This is a genomic window from Micromonospora sp. NPDC048839, assembly GCF_040649915.1.
Classification (GTDB): domain Bacteria; phylum Actinomycetota; class Actinomycetes; order Mycobacteriales; family Micromonosporaceae; genus Micromonospora.
The window spans coordinates 44,896-66,793 of sequence record NZ_JBEZGL010000016.1; the positions used below are offsets into that span (position 1 = coordinate 44,896).

The window sequence follows — 21,898 nt, forward strand, 5'->3', positions numbered from 1 at the left end:
CGTCCCGCGACCCACGGCCGCGCGACAGCTCCACCGGGACTACCGCGACCGGGTGGCGGCCACGACACGGATGCCGTGGCCTGTCGCCTGGGCGCAGCACCCGTACCGTCAGCAGAAAGGACCCGGCACTGCCACCGAAGGCGCCTCTGGATGCGCCAGAAGTGGTCGCTAAACTGATTTAGCAGAGCATGCGCGTGGCGTGGGGAGCTGTCAAGGACAACTTGGCAACAGTGCGGAAACGTCTGGTTCACCGCACGCCGACGTGACTGGCGCTCGAGCCCGGACGACGACGCATCATGATGGGCAGGAGCGGTGCCTGTGGCACCGCGCCTGATTCGGAGGACTGATGGGCCGCAACAGAGCAACACTCGCCGACGTCGCGCGGAAGGCCGGGCTGTCCAAGACCGCCGCGTCGATGGTGCTCAACGGCAGAGAGGGCACCCGGCTCTCGGCCGAGGCGCATCAGCGGGTGTTCGCCGCCGCCGAGGAGCTTGGTTACCGGCCCAACCTCGCCGCGCGCAGCCTGCGCACGCGCAAGACGGCCACCATCGCGTTCGTCTCCGACATCGTGGCCACCACCCGGTTCGCCGGTGACCTCATTCGTGGCGCTCTCGACGCGGCCCGGGAACGGGACCACGTCCTACTCATCACCGAGACGCAGGGCGACGCCACCTTCGAGCAGTACGCCATCGAGGCCATCCTGGACCGGCAGGTCGACGGGGTGATCTATGCGGCGATGGCGACCCGACGGCTGACGGTGCCCGCAGCCATCCTCGGCGGGCCGGTGGTGCTGCTCAACGCCACCAGCTCCGACGGTCTGCCCAGCGTGGTCCCGGACGACGAGGGGGCGGGCCGCTCTGTCGCCACCGCCCTGCTGGAGCTTGGCCACCGCGACGCGATCGCGCTCATCGGCCGTCACCGACTCAAGGAGGACGACCCGGAGGTCTCGCTCGCCGCCCGCGCTCGCCTGCACGGCATCCGGCAGACGCTGGACGAGGCGGAGGTCAGCCTCCTGGCCGAGTGCTTCTGCACCGAGTGGTTACCAGAGCACGGTTACGCCGCCATGCGTGGCCTGCTGAGCAAGCCGACGCGCCCCAGCGCGATCATCTGCATGAACGACCGACTGGCCTTCGGCGCCTACCAGGCGCTCGGCGAGGCGGGGCTGACCGTCCCGGAGGACATCTCGGTCATCTCCTTCGACGACGACCCGATCGCCGCCTGGTTGCGCCCCAGCCTGGCCACCACGGCGCTGCCACACGAGCAGATGGGGCGGCGAGCGATCGAACTGCTCCTGGACGGGGGCGTCGCCGAGCCCTCGCTCGTTCCGATGCCCCTGCGCCGACGCCGGTCCCTCGCGCCCCCGGCCGACTGACCACCACGCGACCCGTACCGCCGGGTTGGGCTTGACCGATGCTAAAACGGTTTAGTGCTAGGTTTCCGACCATGCTTCGTCTACCCGACCACTGGGTGTGGGACAGCTGGTACGCGCGGGACGACAACGGCCTCTGGCACGTGTTCTTCCTGCGCGCGTCCCGCGCCCTGCACGACCCGCACCGCCGCCACCACCGGGCCACCATCGGCCACGCCGTCTCGGCGGACCTGCGCTCGTGGCGCCTGGTCGCCGACGCCGTGGTCCCCGCCGACGCGCCCAGCTGGGACGACCTGGCGACCTGGACGGGCTGCACGGTCCGCGGACCGGACGGACGCTGGTACCTGTTCTACACCGGCGTCGGTCGCGCCGAGGACGGGCTCGTCCAACGCATCGGACTGGCCGTCTCCGACGACCTCATGACCTGGCACCGGCAGGGCACCGAGCCGATCGTCCAGGCCGACCCCACGTGGTACGAGCTGCTGGACAAGGACCTCTGGTACGAGCAGGCGTGGCGTGACCCATGGGTGTTCCCCGACCCCGCCGGCGAGGGTTGGCACATGCTCATCACCGCCCGCGCCAACACCGGGCCCGCGAACACCCGTGGCGTCGTCGGCCACGCCACCTCCACCGACCTCGTCACCTGGACCGTCGCGCCGCCGCTGTCGACACCGGCCGGCTTCGGTCACCTCGAGGTGCCCCAGGTCGCGGTGCTCGACGGGCAACCGCTGCTGCTCTTCTCCAGCGAGGCCACCGGCAGCGCCCGGCGCGACGACCACCGGATCTGGGTGGCAACCGGCGAGAACATCCTCGGGCCGTGGGACATCTCGTCCGCCCAGCCGTTCACCCACCCGCACCTGTACGCGCCCCGGCTGGTCCCCGGACCCGACGACGGCTGGTCCCTCATCGGTTTCCTCGACCACGTCGACGAGACGTTCGTCGGGGAACTCAGCGAACCCATCCCGGTCCGCTACGAAACCGCGACCGGGTTGGTCGTGAACGCGGCGAGGGCGGACGTGGCGCAGTAGACCGGACAGGTCCGGGCCGGGGCATGTCGCCCCGGCCCGGATCTGTCGGTTGTCCAGCTACTGAATCAGCTGCGTACCGTCCACCGCTGGTTGGCGCCACCGCTGCAGGCCCAGAGGATCAACTTCGTGCCGTTCGCCGTCGCGGCGGCGTTCACGTCGAGGCAGAGACCCGACTGCACGCCCGTGATCGTGCCGTTGGAGTTGATGTTCCACTGCTGGTTGACACCACCGTTGCAGTCCCAGATCACCACCTTCGTGCCGTTGACGGTGCCCTGGCCGGAGGCGTCCAGGCACTTGGTGCCGTAGATCATGAGCTGCCGGCTCGCGGTGTGGGTCCACCGCTGGTTGGCGACGTTACTGATGCAGTCCCAGATCTGGGCCTGCGTGCCGTTGACCGTGCTGGAGTCCCCGATCTCGGCGCAGCGACCCGACTGAGCGCTCACGAGCTGCACGTTCTGCGGGTTGGTGCTGCCGCCGCTCTGCACGCCAGCGTTGTTGATCACCGTCTGCGCGCCGGACGGCCAGTTGCCGTTGGCGACCGTGACGTTGCCGTTGACGACGTTGCCGCGGTCACCGTTCGTCACGTTCGTGCTGTTGTTCGTCGACCAGTTGTTGGTGACGGTGAAGTTGCCCATGTTCTCGGCGTACCAGTAGTTGGCCGTGGCCCAGGTGCCGGTGGAGGAGAACACGTTGTTGCGGGCGGTGTAGTAGCGCGAGCCCTCGTCGAAGTAGAGCCCGAACCAGCCGTTGGTCCGCAGGCAGTAGTTCTCGTTGATGGTCCCGCCCGGGTTCGCCGACAGCGAGTAGATGCAGCCACCGTCGGTCATCTGCTGCATCACGTCGTGGACGTAGTTGCCGATGACCTGGTTGTTGGCCGCGGTGGTCGCCGTGGAGTACCGCGGCTGGTAGTTGTAGAGACCCCGGTTGGCGTAGTGCTGGCTGCCGCCGGCGTCGTTGGCGCCCCAGCCGTAACCGACCGACAGACCCGTGTACGGCATGTTGTAGACCTCGTTGTGCGACACCAGCGCGGTGTTCACGTACGTGGTCAGGATCGAGACGACGCCCCGGTACTCCAGGCCGAGGTCGTGCACCTTGTTGTTGCTGATGGTGATGTTGCGGTTGACCATCCGCTGGTCGCTGGGGTGGTGGGCGTCGGCGCGTACGCCACCGACCACGATGCCACCGGCGGAGTTGCGGGCGATCTCGGAGCGGGTGACGGTGATGTTGTTGGCGGCCAGGCCGACACCACTGGCGTGGGCGTTGGCGTCGTTACCGATGCCGATGGCCGTCTGCCCGAGGTTGACGAACTGGGAGTCGCTGAAGGTGATGGTGTTGGCAGCGGAGACCTGCACGGCGGCGGGCATCTGGTTCCAGTTCGGCCGGGTCGCCTCGAACTGGGGGCAGCCGGCCTGGCAGGAGGTCAGCGCGTCGGACGGGCGGGACCACGTGCCGGTGATGTGCGCACCGGTCTGCTGGTCGGCGAAGCCGTTGCTGCTGCTCGGGCCGAGCCAGCTGGTGCCGGTGAAGGTGATGCCGCTGAACGAGATGTGGTGCGCGGGCGCGTCAAGGGTGCCGCCGACGTTCACCAGGGACTGCAACTGCGGCAGCTCCACACTGACCGAGCTCATGTTCTGTCCGGCGAGCGGGATGTAGTTGAGCTGACCGCTGCTGGGGTTGAGGTACCACTCCCCCGCCGAGTCCAGGAACTCGTACGCGTTGGCCAGGTAGAACGGGCCGGCGCGGTGCGGGCTGGACAGGGTGTCGAAGCCGAAGGTGTTGTTGTTCCAGGCCGGCTGCTGCATCGTCAGGAAGTTGCCGCTGATGCTCTGCACCGGCGAGTACCGGTCGGTGAACGAGCCGACGCTCTCCACCTCGACCCGGCTCTGGTTGCCGAGGTTGTTGAGGTAGTTGAGCGCGCTGTTGGTGAACCGCATGCCGGACGTGGTGAAGGTGAAGTTGGCACGGGTCATGGCGGTGCGCGCCCGCGTGGCGACGGCTCCGTTGACGTAGAGCTGACGGGAGTCGAGGCCGGCGGGAACGTTGGCCCGCCAGATGTTCTTGCCGGAGTCGACGAGCGACCAGCCGGTGACCGCTCGGGCACCGGTGATCGTCGGACGGGCGCCGGCGGCCGCCCGCCAGATCACCTGGTAGCCGTTGTTACCGGAGTCGGCAGCGGTCAGCCGCATCGGCGACGACAGCCGGTACGCGCCGTCGGCCAACTCGACCACGATGTCACCGGACATCGTGGTGTTGGCTGCCCGGACCGCGGTCTGCGCGGCGGACAGCGAACACGGTTGGCTGGCGGAGCAGCTGGTGCCGGAGCCGCCGGGCGACGCGTAGAGGGTGGTGGTGGCCGCGAGCGCGGGGGACGCCGAGGCGGTCACCGCGACCAGAGCGGTCAACGCTGACGCGGCGGCGCCGGCCAACAGTCGCCGCAGCGGGGGACTGGACGAGACAGACACGGGACGGTGCTCCTGACTCTAGAGGGGGGTGGCGGGCAGAGCCCGGGGGCCGGGACCTCGGTGGGTGGGGGCGGTCACCCGAGGATCTCCCGGAGATAGCGCAGGCCGTCCGTGGCGAGACGGTCCTGCGAGGGGGCCAACGGACGCCAGATCGCCGCGGCGACCGCGATGGCCTCGTTCTCCCCGGTGAACGACTCGATGCAGATCGCACCCTGGTAACCGGTGTCCCGCAGGACGGCGAAGAAGCGGGGCCAGTCGAAGTGGTCCGCACCGGGTGTGCCCCGGTTGGAGCCGCTGACCTGCACGTGCTTGATGTGCGGGCCGGCGACCGCGAGAGCCGCGTAGGGGTCGGCCTCCTCGATGTTCATGTGGTACGTGTCGATCATGATGCCGACGCTCGACGGAAGACCGTCGATCAACTCGACCGTCTGCTCGATCGTGTTGACGACGCTCGTCTCGTAGCGGTTCAACGCCTCGACACCGATGCTCACGCCCAACTCGCCGGCCTGCTCGGCAACCGGCGCCAGGGCCCGCCGGAAATCCGCATAGCAGGCCGCGCGAGCCGCCGGTGACATCCGCCAGGTGCGGCCGACCGAGGCGTACACCGGGCCGCCGACGCACGGCGCGCCGATCGCCGCCGCGCTCGCCACGCAGCCCTTGAGGTACGCCACCGTCGACTCCACCACCGCTGGCGCGGCGTCGACCAACTCCCGCCCCGGCGAGAAGGCCGCGCAGACCCCGGCGGCGACGAGGCCGTGCGCCGCCAACAGGTCCCGGGTACGGATCGGGTCCCAGTCGCCGGGCTGCTCGATCGGCAGCTCGACCGCGTCGAAGCCGAACGAGGCGATCCGTGGGATCAGCTCGGCCAGGGCCTCGTCGTCGACAGGCGAGGCCCACACCCAGGGGTTGACGCCGATGGCGTACATCAGGTCCTACTTCCAGCGCTGCGGGTAGCCGGGCAGGTCGGTGCAGCCGCACATCGCGTAGTGCAGCGGCGGCATGCTCGCGTCGAGGTACGTGTCCAGGTTGTCCTGGGTGACGGTCGGCTGCGGCAGCTTCCACGGGTTGGAGACCTGCTCGCCGTCGAGGATCCGCAGCGCCGCGATGATCGGCGTACGCCACTGGTAGGTCGGGTAGGTCGGCGCGATCGCGGTGAGCTGCTTGTCCTTCCAGATCTTCAGGAAGTCGAGCTGGTCCTCACCGTTCATCGGCGGAACGGGCTTGCCCGCGTCCTGGAACGCCTCGACCGCCGCGACCGCCACCGCACCGGCATCCATCCAGACGCCGTCGATCGTGCCGTACCGCTGGATGTAGTCGTCGACGATCTTCTTGGTCTTGGCCGGGTCGCCGTCGGTGAACTCGACACCCACGACGTCGACCTTCGCCTTGTCGAACGCTACCTTCGCCGCCGACCAGCGGGTCTCCAGGACGTCCACACCCGGCAGGATCCGCAGAGCGAGGACCTTGCCTCCGGGCTTCATCTTCTGACTGACGAACTCGGCGCCGACGTGGCCGAACCCGTAGCCGCCGATGGGGTTGATGAACGTCACCGGGCACTTCGTGTTGACACCACGGTCGAAGACGACGACCGGCAGCCCCGCCTGGCAGGCGGCCTCGACGGCCGGGGTCAGCGTGGCGGTGGTGTTCGGCGAGACGATCAGCGCGTCACAGCCCTTGCCGAGCAGGTCGTTGATGTCCGCGATCTGCTTCTGGTCCTTGCCTTCGGCGTCGACGTGCACGAACTCCTTGATGCGGCTCTTCTGCGCCTCGACCTCGGCCTGCATGGTCTTGAACCCGACCTGCCGCCACGGGTTGTTGAGCGCCGCGTTCGAGAAGCAGATCTTGTGCGGACCGGCCTTCTTGAACTTGGCGGTGTCCACCATCTTCGGGTTGAGCACCTGCTCCCACGGCTTGTCGGCCGGGCCCGTCGGGGTCGCGCTGAGCAGTGCCAGCTCGGCGTCGTAGTCGGCCTGCACGAAGAACTTCGACTGCTCCCCGGTGCCCGATCCGGCGGCGGTGGAGGCACCGCCCGAGGGGCTCGCGGAGGGCTCGTCGGTGGCACAGGCGGTGAGGGACAGCAGGGTGACAGCGGCCAAGGCCGCCATGGAACGTCGCACTATGGATTCCCCTTTATCTCGAAGAAGAACGCGTTGCCGAGACCGCCACGGCGAGCAGGATGATCCCGCCCTGGACGGTCGACCTGAGGGCGCCAGAGACGCCGTAGAAATTCATGAGGGCGAACAGCAGCTCGAGGGTCAGCGCACCGAGCATCGCGCCGACGACCGAACCGCGGCCCCCGCCCAGTGCGACGCCACCGAGGACGACAGCGGTGATCGCACCGAACTCCAGGCCGGCGCCGGCCTGGAACGACACGCCGCTGTAGCCGCCCAGCAGGATCGCCGCAGCCGCCGCCGCGAGCCCGCTGAGGATGAAGGCGATCGTCCGGGTACGCCAGACGCGTACGCCGCTCAGCTCGGCGGTGCGCGGATTGTCGCCGACGGCAACGAGCGTCCGGCCGAAGTCGGACCGCATCAGCAGCACGGCCACCACCGCCAGGGCCACCAGGACCAGCAACGCGAACGGCACGCGACCCAGCACCGGCACGTCCTCGAAGGCCCGCCGGCCGAACCGCCGGAACTCCTCGGAGAGACCACCCTTCGGGGCACCGTCGGACCAGAGGTAGACCGCGCCGACCAGGATCAGGAACATGCCGAGGGTGGTGATGAACGACGGCACCCGCAGCCGTGTCGTGATCAGGCCGTTGACCAGCCCGACGAGCGCACCGAAGGCGAGCAGGAGAAGCACCACGGGCCAGGTACGCGCCGGGTCGCTGTCGATGAGCCGGGCGGCCACGACCACCTGCGCGGTGACCAGAGAGCCGACCGAGAGGTCGAATTCGCCGGAGACGATCACGAAGTACTGACCGGCGGCGAGCAGGATGATCGGCGCCGACCGCCCGAGGAACGACATCAGCGACGGAGGGGAGAGGAAGTCGGGCTGCCGAATGCCGACGAGCACCACCAACACCGCGAGAATCGCGAGGATCGGCAGGATGCCACCGGGACGGACCCGCGGAAGACGCAGCGGCAGCGTACGGCGCTGAACGGTCTGCATGACTAGGCAGCCGCCTTTCGCATGGCCCGGCGGGCGTAGACGGCCACCGCGGCGATGATGATCGCGCCCCGGATCACCTGCTTGAAGAAGGCGTCGACCTCCAACTGGTTGAAGATCGCGTCGATGCTGGCGAGCAGCAGCACACCCCCGACCGTGCCGATGACGCCACCGCGTCCACCGGCGAGGGCCGTGCCGCCGATCACCACCGCGGCTATCGACTCCAGGTCGTAGAGGCCCTCGGTGCCCACCCGGGGCGCGCCTGAGCCGAGGCGACTGGCGAGGTAGATACCAGCGAGCCCGGCACACATCGAGCACAGCACGTGGGCGGTGACGAGGACCCGGTCGTTGCGGACGCCGGAGAGCCGAGCCACCTCCGGGTCCCCGCCGACGGCGACCAGGTGATGGCCGAAGCGGGTCTTCGAGAGCGCGAACCAGGCCGCCGCGGTCACCGCGACCAGCAGCAGGAACGACACCGGCACCGGGCCGATGCGCTGGTAGCCGAGCGACTGCACGAGCGACGGCGCGGTGGTGCCGGCCGGCCCGTCGTAGCCGTTGTCGAGGTAGCCCTTGAGCAGCAGCCCGACGCCGAGGGTCGCGATGAACGCGTTGACCCGGAGTTTGGTGACGAGGAGCCCGTTGAACAGCCCGATGCCGGCGCTGACGACGAGCACCAGGCCGATCGCCGGCAGCACCGCGCCGTCGCTGCCGTTCATCGTCTCCGCGGCGACGAGGGTGCTGAGGCTGATCACGTACGCCACCGACAGGTCGAGCGACCCACCCAAAATGACCAATGTCTGGCCGACGGCGACGAGCCCGAGGCCGGCCGCCACGTGCAGCAGACTCACCGTCGTGCTCTGGTTGAACAGCTGGCCACCGTCGACGAGGACGACAAGCCAGCCGATCGCGAGGGTGAGGGTCAGGGCCACGAAGACGCCCGGTACGGGACGCCGGGCCGGCAGAAGCGACAGGGCGCTCACTGAGTCATCTCCGTTCGCGGCTGCGGGGCTCGCAAAACCGGCTCACTCCTCGCGCTCACTGGGCGGCCTCCGGGATGGCGCCGACCGCCAGGGTGACGACGTCCTCCTCGCTCGCGCCGGCAGGCAACTCACCCGCGACACGGCCGTCCCGCATGACGACGATGCGGTCACTCATGCCCAGCAGCTCCGGCAGGTCGGACGAGATCATCAACACGGCCGCGCCGTCGCGGGCGAGGCGGCGGACGAGGTCGTGGATGGCCGACTTCGCGCCCACGTCGATGCCGCGGGTCGGCTCGTCGAAGAGCAGGATCCGCGGGTTGAGCGCGAGCCAGCGGGCCAGCACTACCTTCTGCTGGTTGCCGCCGGACAGGAACCGGATCTCCTGGTCGTCGCCCGCACCACGGACCTCCACGGCGTTGAGCAGCTCGCGCACCCGAACGGTGCGGGCCGCACGGCCGGACCGGGCCGCGAAGACGGCCCGACTGGCGAGCAGTGCGTTGTCGAGCACCGACTGCCGGGGGACGATCCCCTCGCCCTTGCGGTCCTCGGTGACGTAGGCGATGCCGGCCCGCATCGCGGTGCGGGGCGAGCGCAGTCGGACCGGCCGGTCGTCGAGCGTGACGTCGCCGGTCGTGAACGGCGACACCCCGAAGATCGCACGGGCCAGCGCGGACCGCCCGGAGCCCTGGAGGCCGCCGATGCCGAGCACCTCGCCGGCGCGCAACTGGAGGTTGATGTCACTCAGCTTCCGGTTGCCCACGTCGCGAAGGTTGAGCCGCACCGGACCCCGGTCGTCGGGGGCGGCCCGGTCCGGGTAGTAGCTGGACAGTTCCCGGCCGACCATGTGCCGCACCAACTCGTCGCCGCTGGTGCTCGCGGTGTCCACCGTGGTCACTCGGCGGCCGTCCTTCAGGACCGTGATCCGACTGGACAGGTCGAAGACCTCGGCGAGCCGGTGCGAGACGTACAGCAGGCCGATGCCCCGCTCCTGAAGTCGGCGGACCAACCCGTAGAGCAGCTCGACCTCGTGGTCGGCGAGCGCCGCGGTCGGCTCGTCCATGATGAGCAGCCGCGCGTCCAGGGCGAGGGCCTTGGCGATCTCGACGACCTGTTGCTGGGCGACGCCGAGTTGCCCCACCCGGGCGTCGGCGGGCAACGTGGTCTCCCCGATCGAGGCGAGCAGGCGCGTGGTGCGGTCGAGCATCTCCCGACGGTCGACCAGCCCGCGCCGGACCGGCTCGTGTCCCAGGTAGACGTTCTCCGCCACGGTGCGCTCCGGCAGCAGGTTGAACTCCTGGTGGATGATGCCGACGCCGGCCCGCTGGGCGTCCCGCGGGCCACGGAACGTACGCGACTCACCGGCGAACTCGACGGTGCCCTCGTCCGGGGCGTACCCGCCCGAGACGATCTTCATGAGGGTCGACTTGCCGGCGCCGTTCTCACCGACAACGGCGTGGACCTCGCCTGGCGTGACGTCGAGGTCGACACCGTCGAGCACGCGTACCCCGAGGAAGGACTTGCCGATGCCCCGGAGGGTGAGCAGCGGCGACGGCGGTGGATCTGACATCCCGAAAGCCCTCACAGATAGTAGTCATCAACAAGGTGCACAGGTCGGCGTCCGACCCACTCGTGGCCGGACCAGGATCTTTCGCAGCTAGCTGCGAAGACTTCCGTTTTTATGTTGCGAACATTCTCTTGACATCGACGAAACATCACACGTATGAAGAACATAGATGTTTGGATGCAGGTCCGCAATCCTCGACCGGGGCTGATTGCCAGGGCCATCACTCGGCCGGCAGCGACGCCGTGCCCGAGAGATTCGGACATGGCCGTCGTCATCAGGGCAAGACGTCGGACGTCACCCCATTCATTGACAGCCGTTTATCTCTAGCTCATCCTGACCTTGTGGACCACGGGACACGAACCACAGCCGCCATCACCCTCTGTGATGTCCCGCGGGTCTGACTGCCGTTTCGGCGAACGGCACGAGGACAGACCAGCGCACTCGTGCCCATCCATGCGACCAGGCACAACCTGACGCAGGGTGAGCCCGTGGGCGCACTCGGAGTTGCCCGTCCAACCTAGGAGACGCCATGCGTCGCAATACGATGATCATCTCGGTGATCGCGGGCCTGTTACTGGCTCTCGGACTCGCCCCACCGGCGTCGGCTGCCCCGGCCTTCCGCGCCCTGGTGTTCACCAAGACCACCGGCTACCGGCACGACTCGATCCCCGCCGGGATCTCGATGATCCAGCAGCAGGCCGCAGCGAACAACTTCGAGGTGGTGGCGACCGAGGACTCGAGCGTCTTCACCGCTGCCAACCTGGCGACCTTCGACGTGATCGTCATGCTCCAGACCTCCGGCATGGTCTGGACCTCGGCCGCCCAACGCCAGGCGGTGGAGGGCTACCTCGCCAGCGGTAAGGGCATCGTGGCCATCCACAACGCCACCGACATGGGCATCGACACCGAATACCCGTGGTGGGACAACACCATCAACGGCGGCGCCCACATGCCGGAGCACTCCCCCGGCGTGCTGCCCGGCACCGCCATCGTCGCCGACAAGCAGCACCCGTCGACGGCCGGTCTGCCGGACCGGTGGAACCGCAGCGAGGAGTGGTACAACTTCGACTCCAACCCGCGCGGCAAGGTGCACGTACTGGTGACCGCCGACGAGCGCACCTACAACCCGGGCTCCCGGGCGATGGGCCCGGACCACCCGATCTCCTGGTGCCGCAACACCGGCGGCGGGCGGGTGTGGGCCACCGCGATGGGCCACGCGATCGCCTCCTACAGCGAGACGAACTTCCAGAACCACGTCCTCGGTGGCATCAAGTGGGCCGCCGGCAACCTTCCCGGCGACTGCGGCGGCACCGTCTGGAGCAACTTCGAGAAGCGCACCCTGGACGACAACACCGTCGACCCGATGGCGATGGCGGTGGCCCCGGACGGGCGCGTGTTCTACGCCCAGCGCGGCGGGCAGTTGAAGATCTTCAAGCCCTCCACCAACAGCACGGTGACCGCCGGGACGCTGAGCGTCTACACCGGCGGTGAGGACGGCCTCACCGGCATGGCGCTGGACCCCAACTTCGCCACCAACGGGTACGTGTACCTCTACCACTCGCCGGCGAGCAGCTCGACCGACGTCAACCGGGTCTCCCGCTTCACGATGAGCGGTGACACGCTGAACACGTCCAGCGGCGTGACGATCATCGACATCCCGGCGTACCGGGACCGGACCTTCCCGGAGCCCGGCCACACCGGCGGGTACATCGAGTTCGGTCCGGACGGCAACCTCTACATCGGCACCGGCGACGACACGCCGCCGAACCTCGACCCCAACTGGCAGGGCTACGCCCCGCTGGACTGGCGCTCGGGCAAGTCCAACCTGGACGCCGCGCGGACCGCGGGCAACACCAACGACCTGCGCGGCAAGCTGCTGCGTATCCGTCCCGGGGCCAGCGGCAGCTACACCATCCCGAGCGGCAACCTCTACCCCCAGGGCACGGCGCAGACCAAGCCGGAAATCTATGCCATGGGCTTCCGCAACCCGTTCCGCTTCTCGATCGACCCCGCCAACGGCTGGGTCTACCTGGCGGACTACGGACCGGACCGCAACCCGCCGACCACCAACCGTGGTCCCGAGGGCCTGGTCGAGCTCAACGTGATCAAGACGCCCGGCAACTACGGCTGGCCGTTCTGCCACGGCAACAACCAGCCCTACGCGCCGTACAACCCGGACACCGGCGTCGTCGGCTCGAAGTTCAACTGCTCGGCACCTGTCAACAACTCGCCGAACAACACCGGTCTGACCAGCCTGAAGCCGGTCGTCATGCCGAATATCTGGTACGGCTACCCCACCTCGACGACCTTCCCGGAGCTTGGCTCCGGCGGCTCCGCCCCGATGGGCGGCCCGGTCTACCGCTACGACGCGTCGAACCCGTCCCAGACGAAGTTCCCGTCCTACTACGACGGCGTGCACTTCTTCTACGAGTGGTCGCGCAACTACATCAAGGAGGTGCACTTCGACTCCTCCACGGCGGTGACCCGCACCAACCCGTTCCTGCCCAGCGGCGGGTTCAACAAGCCGATGGACATGGAGTTCGGCAAGGACGGCTCGCTCTACCTGCTGGAGTGGGGCACCAACTTCGGCGGCGGCAACAGCGACTCCGGGCTCTACCGGATCGACTACATCCAGGGCGGCCGGTCACCGATCGTCAAGGCCACCGGCACGCCCACCAGCGGCTCCTCGCCGCTGACCGTCCAGTTCAGCAGCGCGGGCACGTCCGACCCGGACGGCAACACGCTGAGCTACCTGTGGACGTTCGGCGACGGCACCACCTCGACGGCGGCCAACCCGTCGAAGACGTACACCTCCAACGGCAACTACACGGCCCAGTTGAAGGTCACCGACAGCACCGGTAAGACCGGCTTCGCCAACGTCCCGATCACCGTCGGCAACAGCGCCCCGGTGGTCACCATCACCACACCGGGCAACGGAGGCATGCTGACCTTCGGCGACAAGGTGTCGTACCAGATCACCGTGACCGATCCGGACGGCGGCACTGTCGACTGTTCGAAGGTCATCCTCAACCCGGCGCTGGGTCACGACGACCACGCGCACGAGACCACTGAATACCCGGGCTGCTCGGGCACCATCTCCACCGACCTGCTCGGTGGGCACCCCGATGGCGCCAACCTGTTCTACGTGCTGAACGCGCGGTACACCGACAACGGCGGCTCGGGCGGCGGGTCCCCGCTCACCGGCACCGCACAGGCGATCCTCCAGCCGAAGCACAAGCAGTCCGAGTACTTCAGCAGCCAGTCCGGCATCCGGGTCGTCGACCAGGCGGCGGCGGAGAGCACCAAGCGCATCGGTGACATCTCCACCAACGACTGGATCGCGTTCAACCCGATGAACCTGTCGGGCATCTCGACGGTCAGCTACCGGGTGTCGTCGCCCTCCGGCGGCGGTTCGATCGAGCTGCGCGCCGGCTCGCCGACCGGCACCCTGCTGGCCACCACCACGGTGCCCAGTACGGGCGGCTGGGACAACTACCAGTCCACGACACCGGTGAGCGTCGCCGCGCTCAGCGGGACACAGACGCTCTACATGGTGTTCAAGAACAGCAGCAACTCGTTCGATCTGGACTCGCACACCTTCGGCGGAAACGGCGTCGGGACACCCGGCACCGGCACCGGCGGTGGCCTGGCGGGCAAGACCTACACGGTCACGGCGCAGCACAGCAACAAGCTGATGGACGTCAGCGGTGTCTCCACCGCCGACGGCGCCCAGATCACCCAGTGGGCGAACACCGGGGCCAACAACCAGAGGTGGCAGGCCGTCGACGCCGGTAACGGCGCGCTCTACCTCAAGGCGGTGCACAGCGGCAAGTGCGTCGAGGTGGTCGGCAGTTCGACCGCGGCGGGTGCCTTCCTCCAGCAGGCCACCTGCAACAACGGCAACCAGCAGAAGTTCACCGCCACCGCGACGGGAACCTCCGGCGTGTACACGGTGAAGAGTGTGCTGAGCGGCCTCTGCGTCGACGTCAACGGCGCGGCCACCACCGACGGCGCCCGACTGTTGCAGTGGACCTGCCACAGCGCGGCCAACCAGCAGTGGCGGTTCACCGCGGTGTGATCTGTCGCGGTAACAGATGACGTCCCGGTCGGGACCGGTGTCCGGAAATCGGAGCCGGTCCCGGCCGGGACGTCTTTGTCAGTTCGGTTGGTCCGCCGTGCCCGGAGCGGGCGCAACGGCGAGCAACCCGGCCGCCGTCAGGGCGCCCCACAACTCCTCCGGTACGGCGACGTCGGACCGTCGTACCGTCTCGGTCACCTGCGCCTCGGTGCGGACGCCGACCACCGTCGACACCACGGCCGGGTGCCTGCGGACGAAGGCGAGTGCCGCCTGCGGCAGGGTCACCCCGTACGTCTCGCAGACCGCGGCGATCCGTCGCGCCCGCTCGATCACCTCGTGTGGGGCCTGCTGGTAGTTGTAGACGGCGTCGGCCGGCGGCTGGTCCCGCGACAGCAACCCCGAGTTGTAGACGCCCGCGATGACCACGCCCACCCCCCGGTTCTCGGCGATCGGCAACAGTTCGTCCGCCGCACCCTGTTCGAGCAGGGTGTACCGCCCGGCGCACATCATCACGTCGACGTCGGTCTCCCGGATGAACCGCGCCAGCATCGCCGACTGGTTCATCCCGGCGCCGATGGCACCCACGACGCCCTGGTCACGCAGGTCGAGCAGGGCCGGCACGGCCTCGTGCGCGGCCTGCTCCCAGTGCTCGTCGGGGTCGTGCAGGTAGACGATGTCGATCCGGTCCAGCCCGCTGCGCTCGAGGCTCGCCTCGATCGAGCGAAGAACGCCGTCGCGGCTGAAGTCCCACACCCGGCGGTGGCTCGCGGGAACGTCGAACCCCTCGGAGTCCCGCTGGTGCGCGATCTCGGGTGACGGCACCAGCAGTCGTCCGACCTTCGTCGACACGACGTACTCGTCGCGCGGCCGCTGACGCAACGCGGCGCCGAGGCGGCGTTCGGACAGCCCGAGTCCGTAGTGCGGCGCGGTGTCGTAGTACCGGACACCCGCCGCCCACGCCGCGTCGACCGCCGCGGCGAACTCCTCGTCCGTCGTCGTCCGATACAGGTTGCCGCCCTGGGCCGCGCCGAACCCCAGCTCGGTGAGACGCACCTGCGGGCGACGCGGCAGCGCCCTCGTCCTCATGACGCCACCAGCCCGGGTACGCGGCGAACGGGCTCGCCGCCGACGCTCACCAGGGGCACCGGCCCGCCCGTCATCGGCCCATCCAACCGCCGTCGACGGGTAGCACGACCCCGTTGACGTAGTCCGACGCCGAGGACGCCAGGAACACCGTGGCACCGCCGAGATCGTCGGCGCGACCCCACCGGGCCGCCGGAATCCGGGCGAGGATCGCCTGGTTGCGGTCGGGGTCGTCGCGCAGCGCCTGGGTGTTGTCGGTGGCGATGTAGCCGGGGGCGATGGCGTTGACGTTCACCCCGTGGGCCGCCCACTCGTTGGCCAGCGCCTTGGTGAGCCCGGCGATGCCCGACTTCGACGCGGCGTAGCCGGGGACGGTGATGCCGCCCTGGAAGCTCAACAACGAGGCGGTGAAGATGATCTTCCCACGGCCGCGCTCCACCATCGTCCGGCCGATCTCCCGGCTGAGGACGAACTGGCTGCTGAGGTTCACCTCGATGACGTGGTCCCACATCTCGTCCGGGTGCTCGGCTGCCGGTGTGCGGGCGATCGTGCCGCCGTTGTTCACCAGGATGTCGATCGGCCCGAGAGCGGTGAGATCCCGGGCCAACTGGTGTACGGCCCTCCGGTCGCCGAGGTCGGCACGCAACGCGGTGAACTGGCGGCCGGCGGCGCGCACCCGGCGTTCGACCTCACTGCCATCCGATTCGAGCTGGGCGGAGACGCCCACGATGTCGGCGCCGGCCAGCGCCAGGGCCTCGGCCATGGCGAGGCCGATACCGCGCCGGGCGCCGGTGACCACGGCGACGCGTCCGGACAGGTCGAACAGGGCCGTCACTGGTTTACCTCCCGCAGATCGAGCAGCACCTTCATCACGCCGCCACCCTCCAGGGCCGTGAAGGCGGCGCTGGCCGCCTCGACCGGCTCCACCCGGGAGATGAGCTGTCGCGCCGGGATCTCGCCCGAGGCGACCAACCGGATCGCCTCCACCATGTCGTCGCGCTGGTACAACCGCGCGCCGAGCAGTTCCAGCTCACGCCAGAAGAACCGGTGCAGGTTGACCTCGCGGGGCCGGGGGTGGATCGCCACCATCACCAGCCGACCGCGGGTGGTGAGGACGTCGACCGCGGTGGTGACGCCTCCGGCGGAGCCGGACACCTCGAAGGCGATGTCGGCGCCCGCGCCGTTGGTGCGCTCGTTGACCAGTGCCACGACATCTGTCGCGCCCGGGTCGACGGCCTCGATCCCGATCCCGGCCGCCACCTCCCGACGGAACGGGTCCGGCTCGACGAGGAGCACCCTCGCGCCGCGACCCTGCGCGACGACGGCGATGAGCGCCCCCACCGGCCCACCGCCGACCACGACCACCTGGTCGTCGGCCGCCACGTTCCCCCGGCGGACGTCGTGCACCGCGACCGCGACCGGCTCGACGAGCGCCGCGTGGTCCAGCGGCAGGTCCTCGGGGAGCGGCAGGACCAGCTCCGCCGGCACGGTCCAGTAGGACTGCATGGCACCCGGCGAGTCGATGCCGAGGAAGTTCATGGCGTGACACACGTGGGAGTGCCCGCGCTGGCAGGCAGCGCACGTTCCACACGGCCGGGTCGGCAGCACGGTGACGGGCTGTCCGATGCTCCAGCCGGTGGTGTCCGGCCCGACGGCCGCGATCCGGCCGGACATCTCGTGCCCGATGATCGCGGAGTCACCGACCCGAGCGTCCATGTCGCCGTGGTAGATGTGCAGGTCGGTGCCGCAGATCCCGGTGTACGCCACCTCGATCCGCACCTGGCCGGGACCCGGCGGGACCGGGTCGCGATCCTCGATTCCGAGGTCTCGCGCCCCCCGGTAGACGACTGCCTTCATCGATCCTCCGTCTCGACGGCCGGCACGTCGTTCGTGCCGACCGGACATGGCCGTGGGTGCACCGCGATGGCGGTGCACCCACGCGTTCCCTGTTTCTGGCGGTCAGCTCAGTGCCGCCCGGTGGGCGACACCTCGTTGCGGTAGTTCAGCGGCACGACGGGCACCTGGCGGGCGGGGACGACCCCGTCGACTCCGCCCAGCAGCCGCCGACCGGCCCGTTCCGGCCGGACGTTGGGGCTCTCGGCCGTCTGCGCCTGCGGGCGGTGGTTGGCCGTCCGGATCCGCTCCTCGTCGATGCGGACACCCAGCCCGGGTGCGTCGCCGAGAATGAAGGCGCCGTCCTCGACGTGCAGGTCGACGGAGATTCCCACCGGTGGATGCAGGTCCTGCAGCTCACTCGTCAGGTGGTTCGGCACCGAGGTCGCGGCGTGCAACAGTCCGATCGGGCTGTTGCCGATCGGGCTGACCGGCAGGTCGTAGGCGTGTGCCAGGGCGGACGCCCGCAGGAAGTGGGTGACCCCCCAGACGGCGGCCATCTGGACGACGTCGACCGCGCCGGCGGCGAGCAGCGGACGGTACTGTTCGAGCCCGGTGAGATTCTCCCCGGTGGCGACCGACGCGCAGACTCCTCGGCTGACGGCGGCGAGGCCCTCGGCGTCCCAACGTCGGACGGGCTCCTCGATCCAGATGAGGTCGAGGGAGCGTTCGAGTTCGCAGACGTGCCGGACGGCCTGCTTGCGGGTCCAGGCCTCGTTGACGTCGAGCATGAGACCCGGCCGCCGGCCGTGGCCCGCCTCGGTCAGGACCTCCCTGACCAGGGTGAGGCGGTGCCGGTCGCGCTCGATGTCGAGACCGCCCTTGAGCTTCGCGGCGCGCAGGCCGTGGCTGGCGTAGACCTCGTACTCCGCGACGAGTTCGTCGTCGGTGAGCCCGATGTCCAGGCCGGACGCGTAGGCGTTGACCCGCCGGTCACGTCCGCCCAGCAGCCGCCACAGCGGCTCGCCGGCGGCCTGCGCCTTGATGTCCCAGAGTGCGGTGTCCAGTGCGCCGATGGTGCCGAACACCGGGCCGGCGTGGCCCGCCTTGAAGGTGTGCCGCAACATGCGGTCGTACAGCGTCGTCACGGCACGGGGGTCTTCGCCCTCGATGGCTGCGAAGATCCGCTCGATCTCGACGTGCGGCCCGAGGCCGACTCCCGAGATGCCCTCGTCGGTGTCGACGATGACGATCGAGACCGGAACCACCCCGTCGGGGAACACCCCGTTGGCGTCACCGACGGGCCGCCCCCATTCCTGGACCGTGGAGAGCGTCCGATATCCCGTGATCCGCATGTCAACCCTTCGTGGAACCGGCGGCTACACCGTCGGCAATTTGGCGCTGGAGGAACAGGTAAACCAACAGGACGGGAATGGCGGCGATCAGCACCCCGGAGGCGAAGGTGGGGATGTTTTCGGAGTACTGCCCCCGCAACGAGGTCACTCCGATCATCAGCGTCCGGTGTTCGGCCGAGGGCATCATCACCAGCGCCATGAGCACGTCGTTCCAGCAGAACAGCGCGTTGAGGATGCCGACCGACAGCAGTGCCGGGGTGCCCAGCGGCAACATGATCCGGCGGTAGACGCCGTACACGGTGTTGCCGTCGATCCGGGCGGCGTCGACGATCTCCGACGGGATGCCCCGGTAGTAGCTCGTCATCAGGAAGACCGTGAAGGGCAGGAACTGCGCCACGTAGACGAGGATCAGACCGGGGTACGTGTCGATGAGCGCCGTGTCGGCCATGATCCGGGACAGCGGCACCATGACCACCTGGAACGGGATGAAGAGCCCCGCGAGGCAACCCAGGAACAACGCCGACGAGCCACGGAACCGTAGCTGGCTCAGCGCGAAGCCGGCCATCGACCCGAGCAGCAGCAGCAGGATCACCGACACCGTCACCACGAGCAGCGAGTTGACGAAGTAGCGGCCCATGCCGACGCTGTTCCACGCCGTGCTGATGTTCTCCCAGCGCAGGGCGTCGGTCAGGGAGAACCGGTCGAGGATGTAGTCACGCCGGGTCTTCATGGCGACGTTGGCGGTGAAGAGCAGTGGGTAGATCGTCGCCAGCGCGAGCAGTGACATGGGGACGGCGAGCAGCCACCATCCCAGACGGGCCCGAGACATCAATCCTCCTTTCCGGATCGTTCGAGCAGCTTGATCTGCAACATCCCCACCACCAGCATGATGATGAAGAGGATCGTCGACGCGGCCGAGGCGAGCGCCGGCCGGTTCATCTGGCCCTGCTGGATCCAGATGTAGTACTCGGGCAGGTACGTCGAACCCTCCGGCCCGCCGCTGGTCATCACGAAGAGCAGGCCGAACATCGAGGTCAGCATCCCGATCATCGTGGTCACGAAGACGAACTGGATGGTGCGCGAGAGGCTCGGGATGATCACGTGCCAGACCACCTGGCGTAGCGACGCCCCGTCCACGCGGGCGGCGTCCAGGAGCGCGGGGTCCAGGGTGGCGAAGCCGGCGAGGAACACCACCAGGGCCATCCCGAAGGTGGCCCAGATGTGCACGCCCACCACCATGAACATCGCCAGGTCCGGGTCACCGAGCCAGTCCACCGGACTGATGCCGATCGACCCGAGGATGGCGTTGAGAGGGCCGTCGAAGGCGAGCAGCAGGTTGAAGATCGCGCCGACGATGACCGGCGAGAGCACCGCCGGGAAGAAGTAGACGCTGCGGTAGAAGCGGTGGCCGGGCACCCGCAGGTAGATGAACGTCGCGAGCAGGCCGGGGATGGCCACCGCCACCGGGAGCAGCAGCACCAGCAGCCCGACGTTGCTCAGCGCGGTCCGGAACAGCGGATCGTGGAACAGCTCGCGGTAGTTGCCGAATCCGACAGCCGTCCCGTTCTGCGCACCGTCGCCGGTGAAGGAGAAGTTGACGCCGAGGAGCAGCGGATAGAGCCGCAGCACCACGATGATCAGGACGGCCGGAGCGACCAGGATGTAGGGGGCGAAGCGTTCGGCCCGCCGGCCGCTGCGGCCGCGGCGACGCTGCGCGTCATGCCGGTGTGCGGCGGGGGTGGGCGCCGCCCCGCCGGCCCGTCCGGCCTGAGCCAGACGGACCGACGGTTGCGTGTTTCCAATTGACACGAGGGTCAGCCCGCCTGGTCGGAAGCGGCCAACTGCTTCACCACCTCGTCGACGGTGATCGAGCCGCTGAGCAGCTGCTGGGACAGCCGCCCCATCAGGTCGATCGTCTTCGAGGAGAGCGCCACGTGCAGAGCCGGCTTGCCGGTCTTGAGCTCGCCGACGATCGTGGAGACGGCCGGGCCGCTCTGGGACACGTCGACAGTGGTGTCGGCGACGATCGCGCCGGCGTCCGCGTAGAAGGCCTTCAGCGCGTCCGCCGAGGTCAGGGAGCGCACCAGGTCGGCGGCAACCTTCGGGTCCTTCGTCCACTTGGCGACCCCGTAGCCGATACCACCGTCGTACGGGAGGCTCGGGGTGGTGCCGGCGGTGACGACCGGAGGCTTCATGACGCCGAGCTTCTCCGCGGTCAGGAACTCGTTGAAGTCCTTCCAGTGCCCGACGTCCGACATCAGACCCATGACGTGGGCGGCCTTACCGGACTGGAAGTACGCGAAGGAGTCGTTGAACATCGCGGTCGAGTTGGCCCCGTCGCTGTTCATCTTCCGGTCGCCGGTCTCCTTCCAGAGCTGGAAGATCCGCTTGACGTTGGGGGAGTTCCAGTCGCGCTTGCCGGTGATCCAGGCGTCGTACTCCGCGGCGGTGAGGGTGACCGACCCCATGCTGGAGAGCCAGAACTGGATGCCGACGCCCTCCTTGTTGCCGAGGGCGAAGCACTTGGAGCCGGCCTTGGAGATGGCGTCGCAGTCGGCGACGAACTTGTCCCAGGTGGCGGCCGGGGCCGCCGGGTCGAGGCCGGCCTTGCGGTAGATCTCCTTGTTGTAGTAGATCGGGTAGCCCTGCAGCGTCACCGGACCGGCGTAGACCTTGCCGTCCTTGGTGAACGCGTCCCACCCGGCCAGCCGCTGCTTGTCCTCGGCCACGTAGTCGGTGATCGGCACCAGCGCGTCAACCCGGTCGCGGATCTGGCCACCGCCGTTGAACAGCATGACGTCCGGGCCCTTGCCGGACTGGATCGCCGCACCGAGCAGCGTGTAGTACTGGTCGAAGGGCTGCGCTACGAACTCGACCTCGACTTTTGGGTGCTTCTTCTTGAAGTCGGCCTTAGCCTTGTCCAGATAGGATTTGGCGAACGACTCGCCGGACTTCCAGTCCCACACGACGAGCTTGCTGTCCGACCCGCTTGACGAGCTTGAATCGCTAGCACTTCCACAACCGGCCAGGGCCAG

General features: G+C 68.8%; 16 protein-coding genes. 3 read left to right on the forward strand and 13 right to left on the reverse strand.

Annotated features, from left to right (window positions below; all coding sequences use genetic code 11):
• Positions 1-346: 346 nt before the first annotated feature.
• A complete protein-coding gene (locus AB0C25_RS26310) occupies positions 347-1,372 on the forward strand; it encodes a LacI family DNA-binding transcriptional regulator (RefSeq protein ID WP_357376891.1) in 1,026 nt (341 codons plus the stop codon).
• A 38-nt stretch (positions 1,373-1,410) separates the two neighbouring features.
• Positions 1,411-2,397 carry a family 43 glycosylhydrolase gene (locus AB0C25_RS26315; RefSeq protein ID WP_357376892.1) on the forward strand — a complete coding sequence of 329 codons (987 nt, stop codon included), beginning with the start codon at positions 1,411-1,413 and terminating at the stop codon, positions 2,395-2,397.
• Positions 2,398-2,462: 65 nt separating this feature from the next.
• On the opposite strand, the gene AB0C25_RS26320 is transcribed toward AB0C25_RS26315, so the two are convergent.
• The 6 genes from AB0C25_RS26320 to AB0C25_RS26345 all read right to left on the reverse strand — a co-directional run bounded on the left by AB0C25_RS26320 (position 2,463) and on the right by AB0C25_RS26345 (position 10,517).
• Entirely contained in the window at positions 2,463-4,859 is a 2,397-nt protein-coding gene (locus tag AB0C25_RS26320) for an RICIN domain-containing protein (RefSeq protein ID WP_357376893.1), read from the reverse strand.
• Positions 4,860-4,933: 74 nt separating this feature from the next.
• Positions 4,934-5,785 (reverse strand): sugar phosphate isomerase/epimerase family protein, encoded by an 852-nt coding sequence (locus AB0C25_RS26325; RefSeq protein WP_357376894.1) that lies wholly within the window; start codon positions 5,783-5,785, stop codon positions 4,934-4,936.
• A gap of 6 nt (positions 5,786-5,791) precedes the next feature.
• Complete coding sequence (locus tag AB0C25_RS26330; protein WP_357376981.1) at positions 5,792-6,964, reverse strand: substrate-binding domain-containing protein; 1,173 nt, start codon at positions 6,962-6,964, stop codon at positions 5,792-5,794.
• Positions 6,965-6,989: 25 nt separating this feature from the next.
• Positions 6,990-7,973: an ABC transporter permease gene (locus tag AB0C25_RS26335; protein ID WP_357254345.1), complete on the reverse strand. Its 984-nt coding sequence runs from the start codon at positions 7,971-7,973 to the stop codon at positions 6,990-6,992.
• Between the two features lie 2 nt (positions 7,974-7,975).
• A complete protein-coding gene (locus AB0C25_RS26340; RefSeq protein ID WP_357376895.1) occupies positions 7,976-8,950 on the reverse strand; it encodes an ABC transporter permease in 975 nt (324 codons plus the stop codon).
• 55 nt (positions 8,951-9,005) lie between these two features.
• Positions 9,006-10,517: a sugar ABC transporter ATP-binding protein gene (locus AB0C25_RS26345; protein WP_357376896.1), complete on the reverse strand. Its 1,512-nt coding sequence runs from the start codon at positions 10,515-10,517 to the stop codon at positions 9,006-9,008.
• 526 nt (positions 10,518-11,043) lie between these two features.
• Between AB0C25_RS26345 and AB0C25_RS26350 the strand changes: the two genes are divergently transcribed.
• A complete protein-coding gene (locus tag AB0C25_RS26350; RefSeq protein WP_357376897.1) occupies positions 11,044-14,592 on the forward strand; it encodes a ThuA domain-containing protein in 3,549 nt (1,182 codons plus the stop codon).
• A gap of 78 nt (positions 14,593-14,670) precedes the next feature.
• On the opposite strand, the gene AB0C25_RS26355 is transcribed toward AB0C25_RS26350, so the two are convergent.
• The 7 genes from AB0C25_RS26355 to AB0C25_RS26385 form a co-directional block, all read right to left on the reverse strand.
• Positions 14,671-15,678: an aldo/keto reductase gene (locus AB0C25_RS26355; protein ID WP_357376898.1), complete on the reverse strand. Its 1,008-nt coding sequence runs from the start codon at positions 15,676-15,678 to the stop codon at positions 14,671-14,673.
• Positions 15,679-15,748: 70 nt separating this feature from the next.
• A complete protein-coding gene (locus AB0C25_RS26360) occupies positions 15,749-16,510 on the reverse strand; it encodes an SDR family NAD(P)-dependent oxidoreductase (protein WP_357376899.1) in 762 nt (253 codons plus the stop codon).
• Positions 16,507-17,532 (reverse strand): alcohol dehydrogenase catalytic domain-containing protein, encoded by a 1,026-nt coding sequence (locus AB0C25_RS26365; RefSeq protein ID WP_357376900.1) that lies wholly within the window; start codon positions 17,530-17,532, stop codon positions 16,507-16,509. The genes AB0C25_RS26360 and AB0C25_RS26365 overlap by 4 nt, the downstream gene beginning before the upstream one ends.
• Before the next feature lie 107 nt (positions 17,533-17,639).
• Complete coding sequence (locus AB0C25_RS26370; RefSeq protein ID WP_357376901.1) at positions 17,640-18,863, reverse strand: mandelate racemase/muconate lactonizing enzyme family protein; 1,224 nt, start codon at positions 18,861-18,863, stop codon at positions 17,640-17,642.
• 1 nt (position 18,864) lies between these two features.
• Complete coding sequence (locus tag AB0C25_RS26375) at positions 18,865-19,692, reverse strand: carbohydrate ABC transporter permease (protein WP_357376902.1); 828 nt, start codon at positions 19,690-19,692, stop codon at positions 18,865-18,867.
• Positions 19,692-20,672: a sugar ABC transporter permease gene (locus AB0C25_RS26380; RefSeq protein WP_357376903.1), complete on the reverse strand. Its 981-nt coding sequence runs from the start codon at positions 20,670-20,672 to the stop codon at positions 19,692-19,694. The genes AB0C25_RS26375 and AB0C25_RS26380 overlap by 1 nt, the downstream gene beginning before the upstream one ends.
• A 5-nt stretch (positions 20,673-20,677) precedes the next feature.
• Positions 20,678-21,829 carry an extracellular solute-binding protein gene (locus AB0C25_RS26385; protein WP_357376904.1) on the reverse strand — a complete coding sequence of 384 codons (1,152 nt, stop codon included), beginning with the start codon at positions 21,827-21,829 and terminating at the stop codon, positions 20,678-20,680.
• Positions 21,830-21,898 lie beyond the last annotated feature (69 nt).

Coding starts and splice junctions, on each gene's coding strand:
- AB0C25_RS26365 (WP_357376900.1), bottom strand. CDS start 17,532: ATGAAGGCAGTCGTCTACCGGGGGGCGCGAGACCTCGGAATCGAGGAT.
- AB0C25_RS26310 (WP_357376891.1), top strand. CDS start 347: ATGGGCCGCAACAGAGCAACACTCGCCGACGTCGCGCGGAAGGCCGGG.
- AB0C25_RS26355 (WP_357376898.1), bottom strand. CDS start 15,678: ATGAGGACGAGGGCGCTGCCGCGTCGCCCGCAGGTGCGTCTCACCGAG.
- AB0C25_RS26345 (WP_357376896.1), bottom strand. CDS start 10,517: ATGTCAGATCCACCGCCGTCGCCGCTGCTCACCCTCCGGGGCATCGGC.
- AB0C25_RS26350 (WP_357376897.1), top strand. CDS start 11,044: ATGCGTCGCAATACGATGATCATCTCGGTGATCGCGGGCCTGTTACTG.
- AB0C25_RS26375 (WP_357376902.1), bottom strand. CDS start 19,692: ATGTCTCGGGCCCGTCTGGGATGGTGGCTGCTCGCCGTCCCCATGTCA.
- AB0C25_RS26330 (WP_357376981.1), bottom strand. CDS start 6,964: ATGGCGGCCTTGGCCGCTGTCACCCTGCTGTCCCTCACCGCCTGTGCC.
- AB0C25_RS26370 (WP_357376901.1), bottom strand. CDS start 18,863: ATGCGGATCACGGGATATCGGACGCTCTCCACGGTCCAGGAATGGGGG.
- AB0C25_RS26315 (WP_357376892.1), top strand. CDS start 1,411: ATGCTAAAACGGTTTAGTGCTAGGTTTCCGACCATGCTTCGTCTACCC.
- AB0C25_RS26335 (WP_357254345.1), bottom strand. CDS start 7,973: ATGCAGACCGTTCAGCGCCGTACGCTGCCGCTGCGTCTTCCGCGGGTC.
- AB0C25_RS26325 (WP_357376894.1), bottom strand. CDS start 5,785: ATGTACGCCATCGGCGTCAACCCCTGGGTGTGGGCCTCGCCTGTCGAC.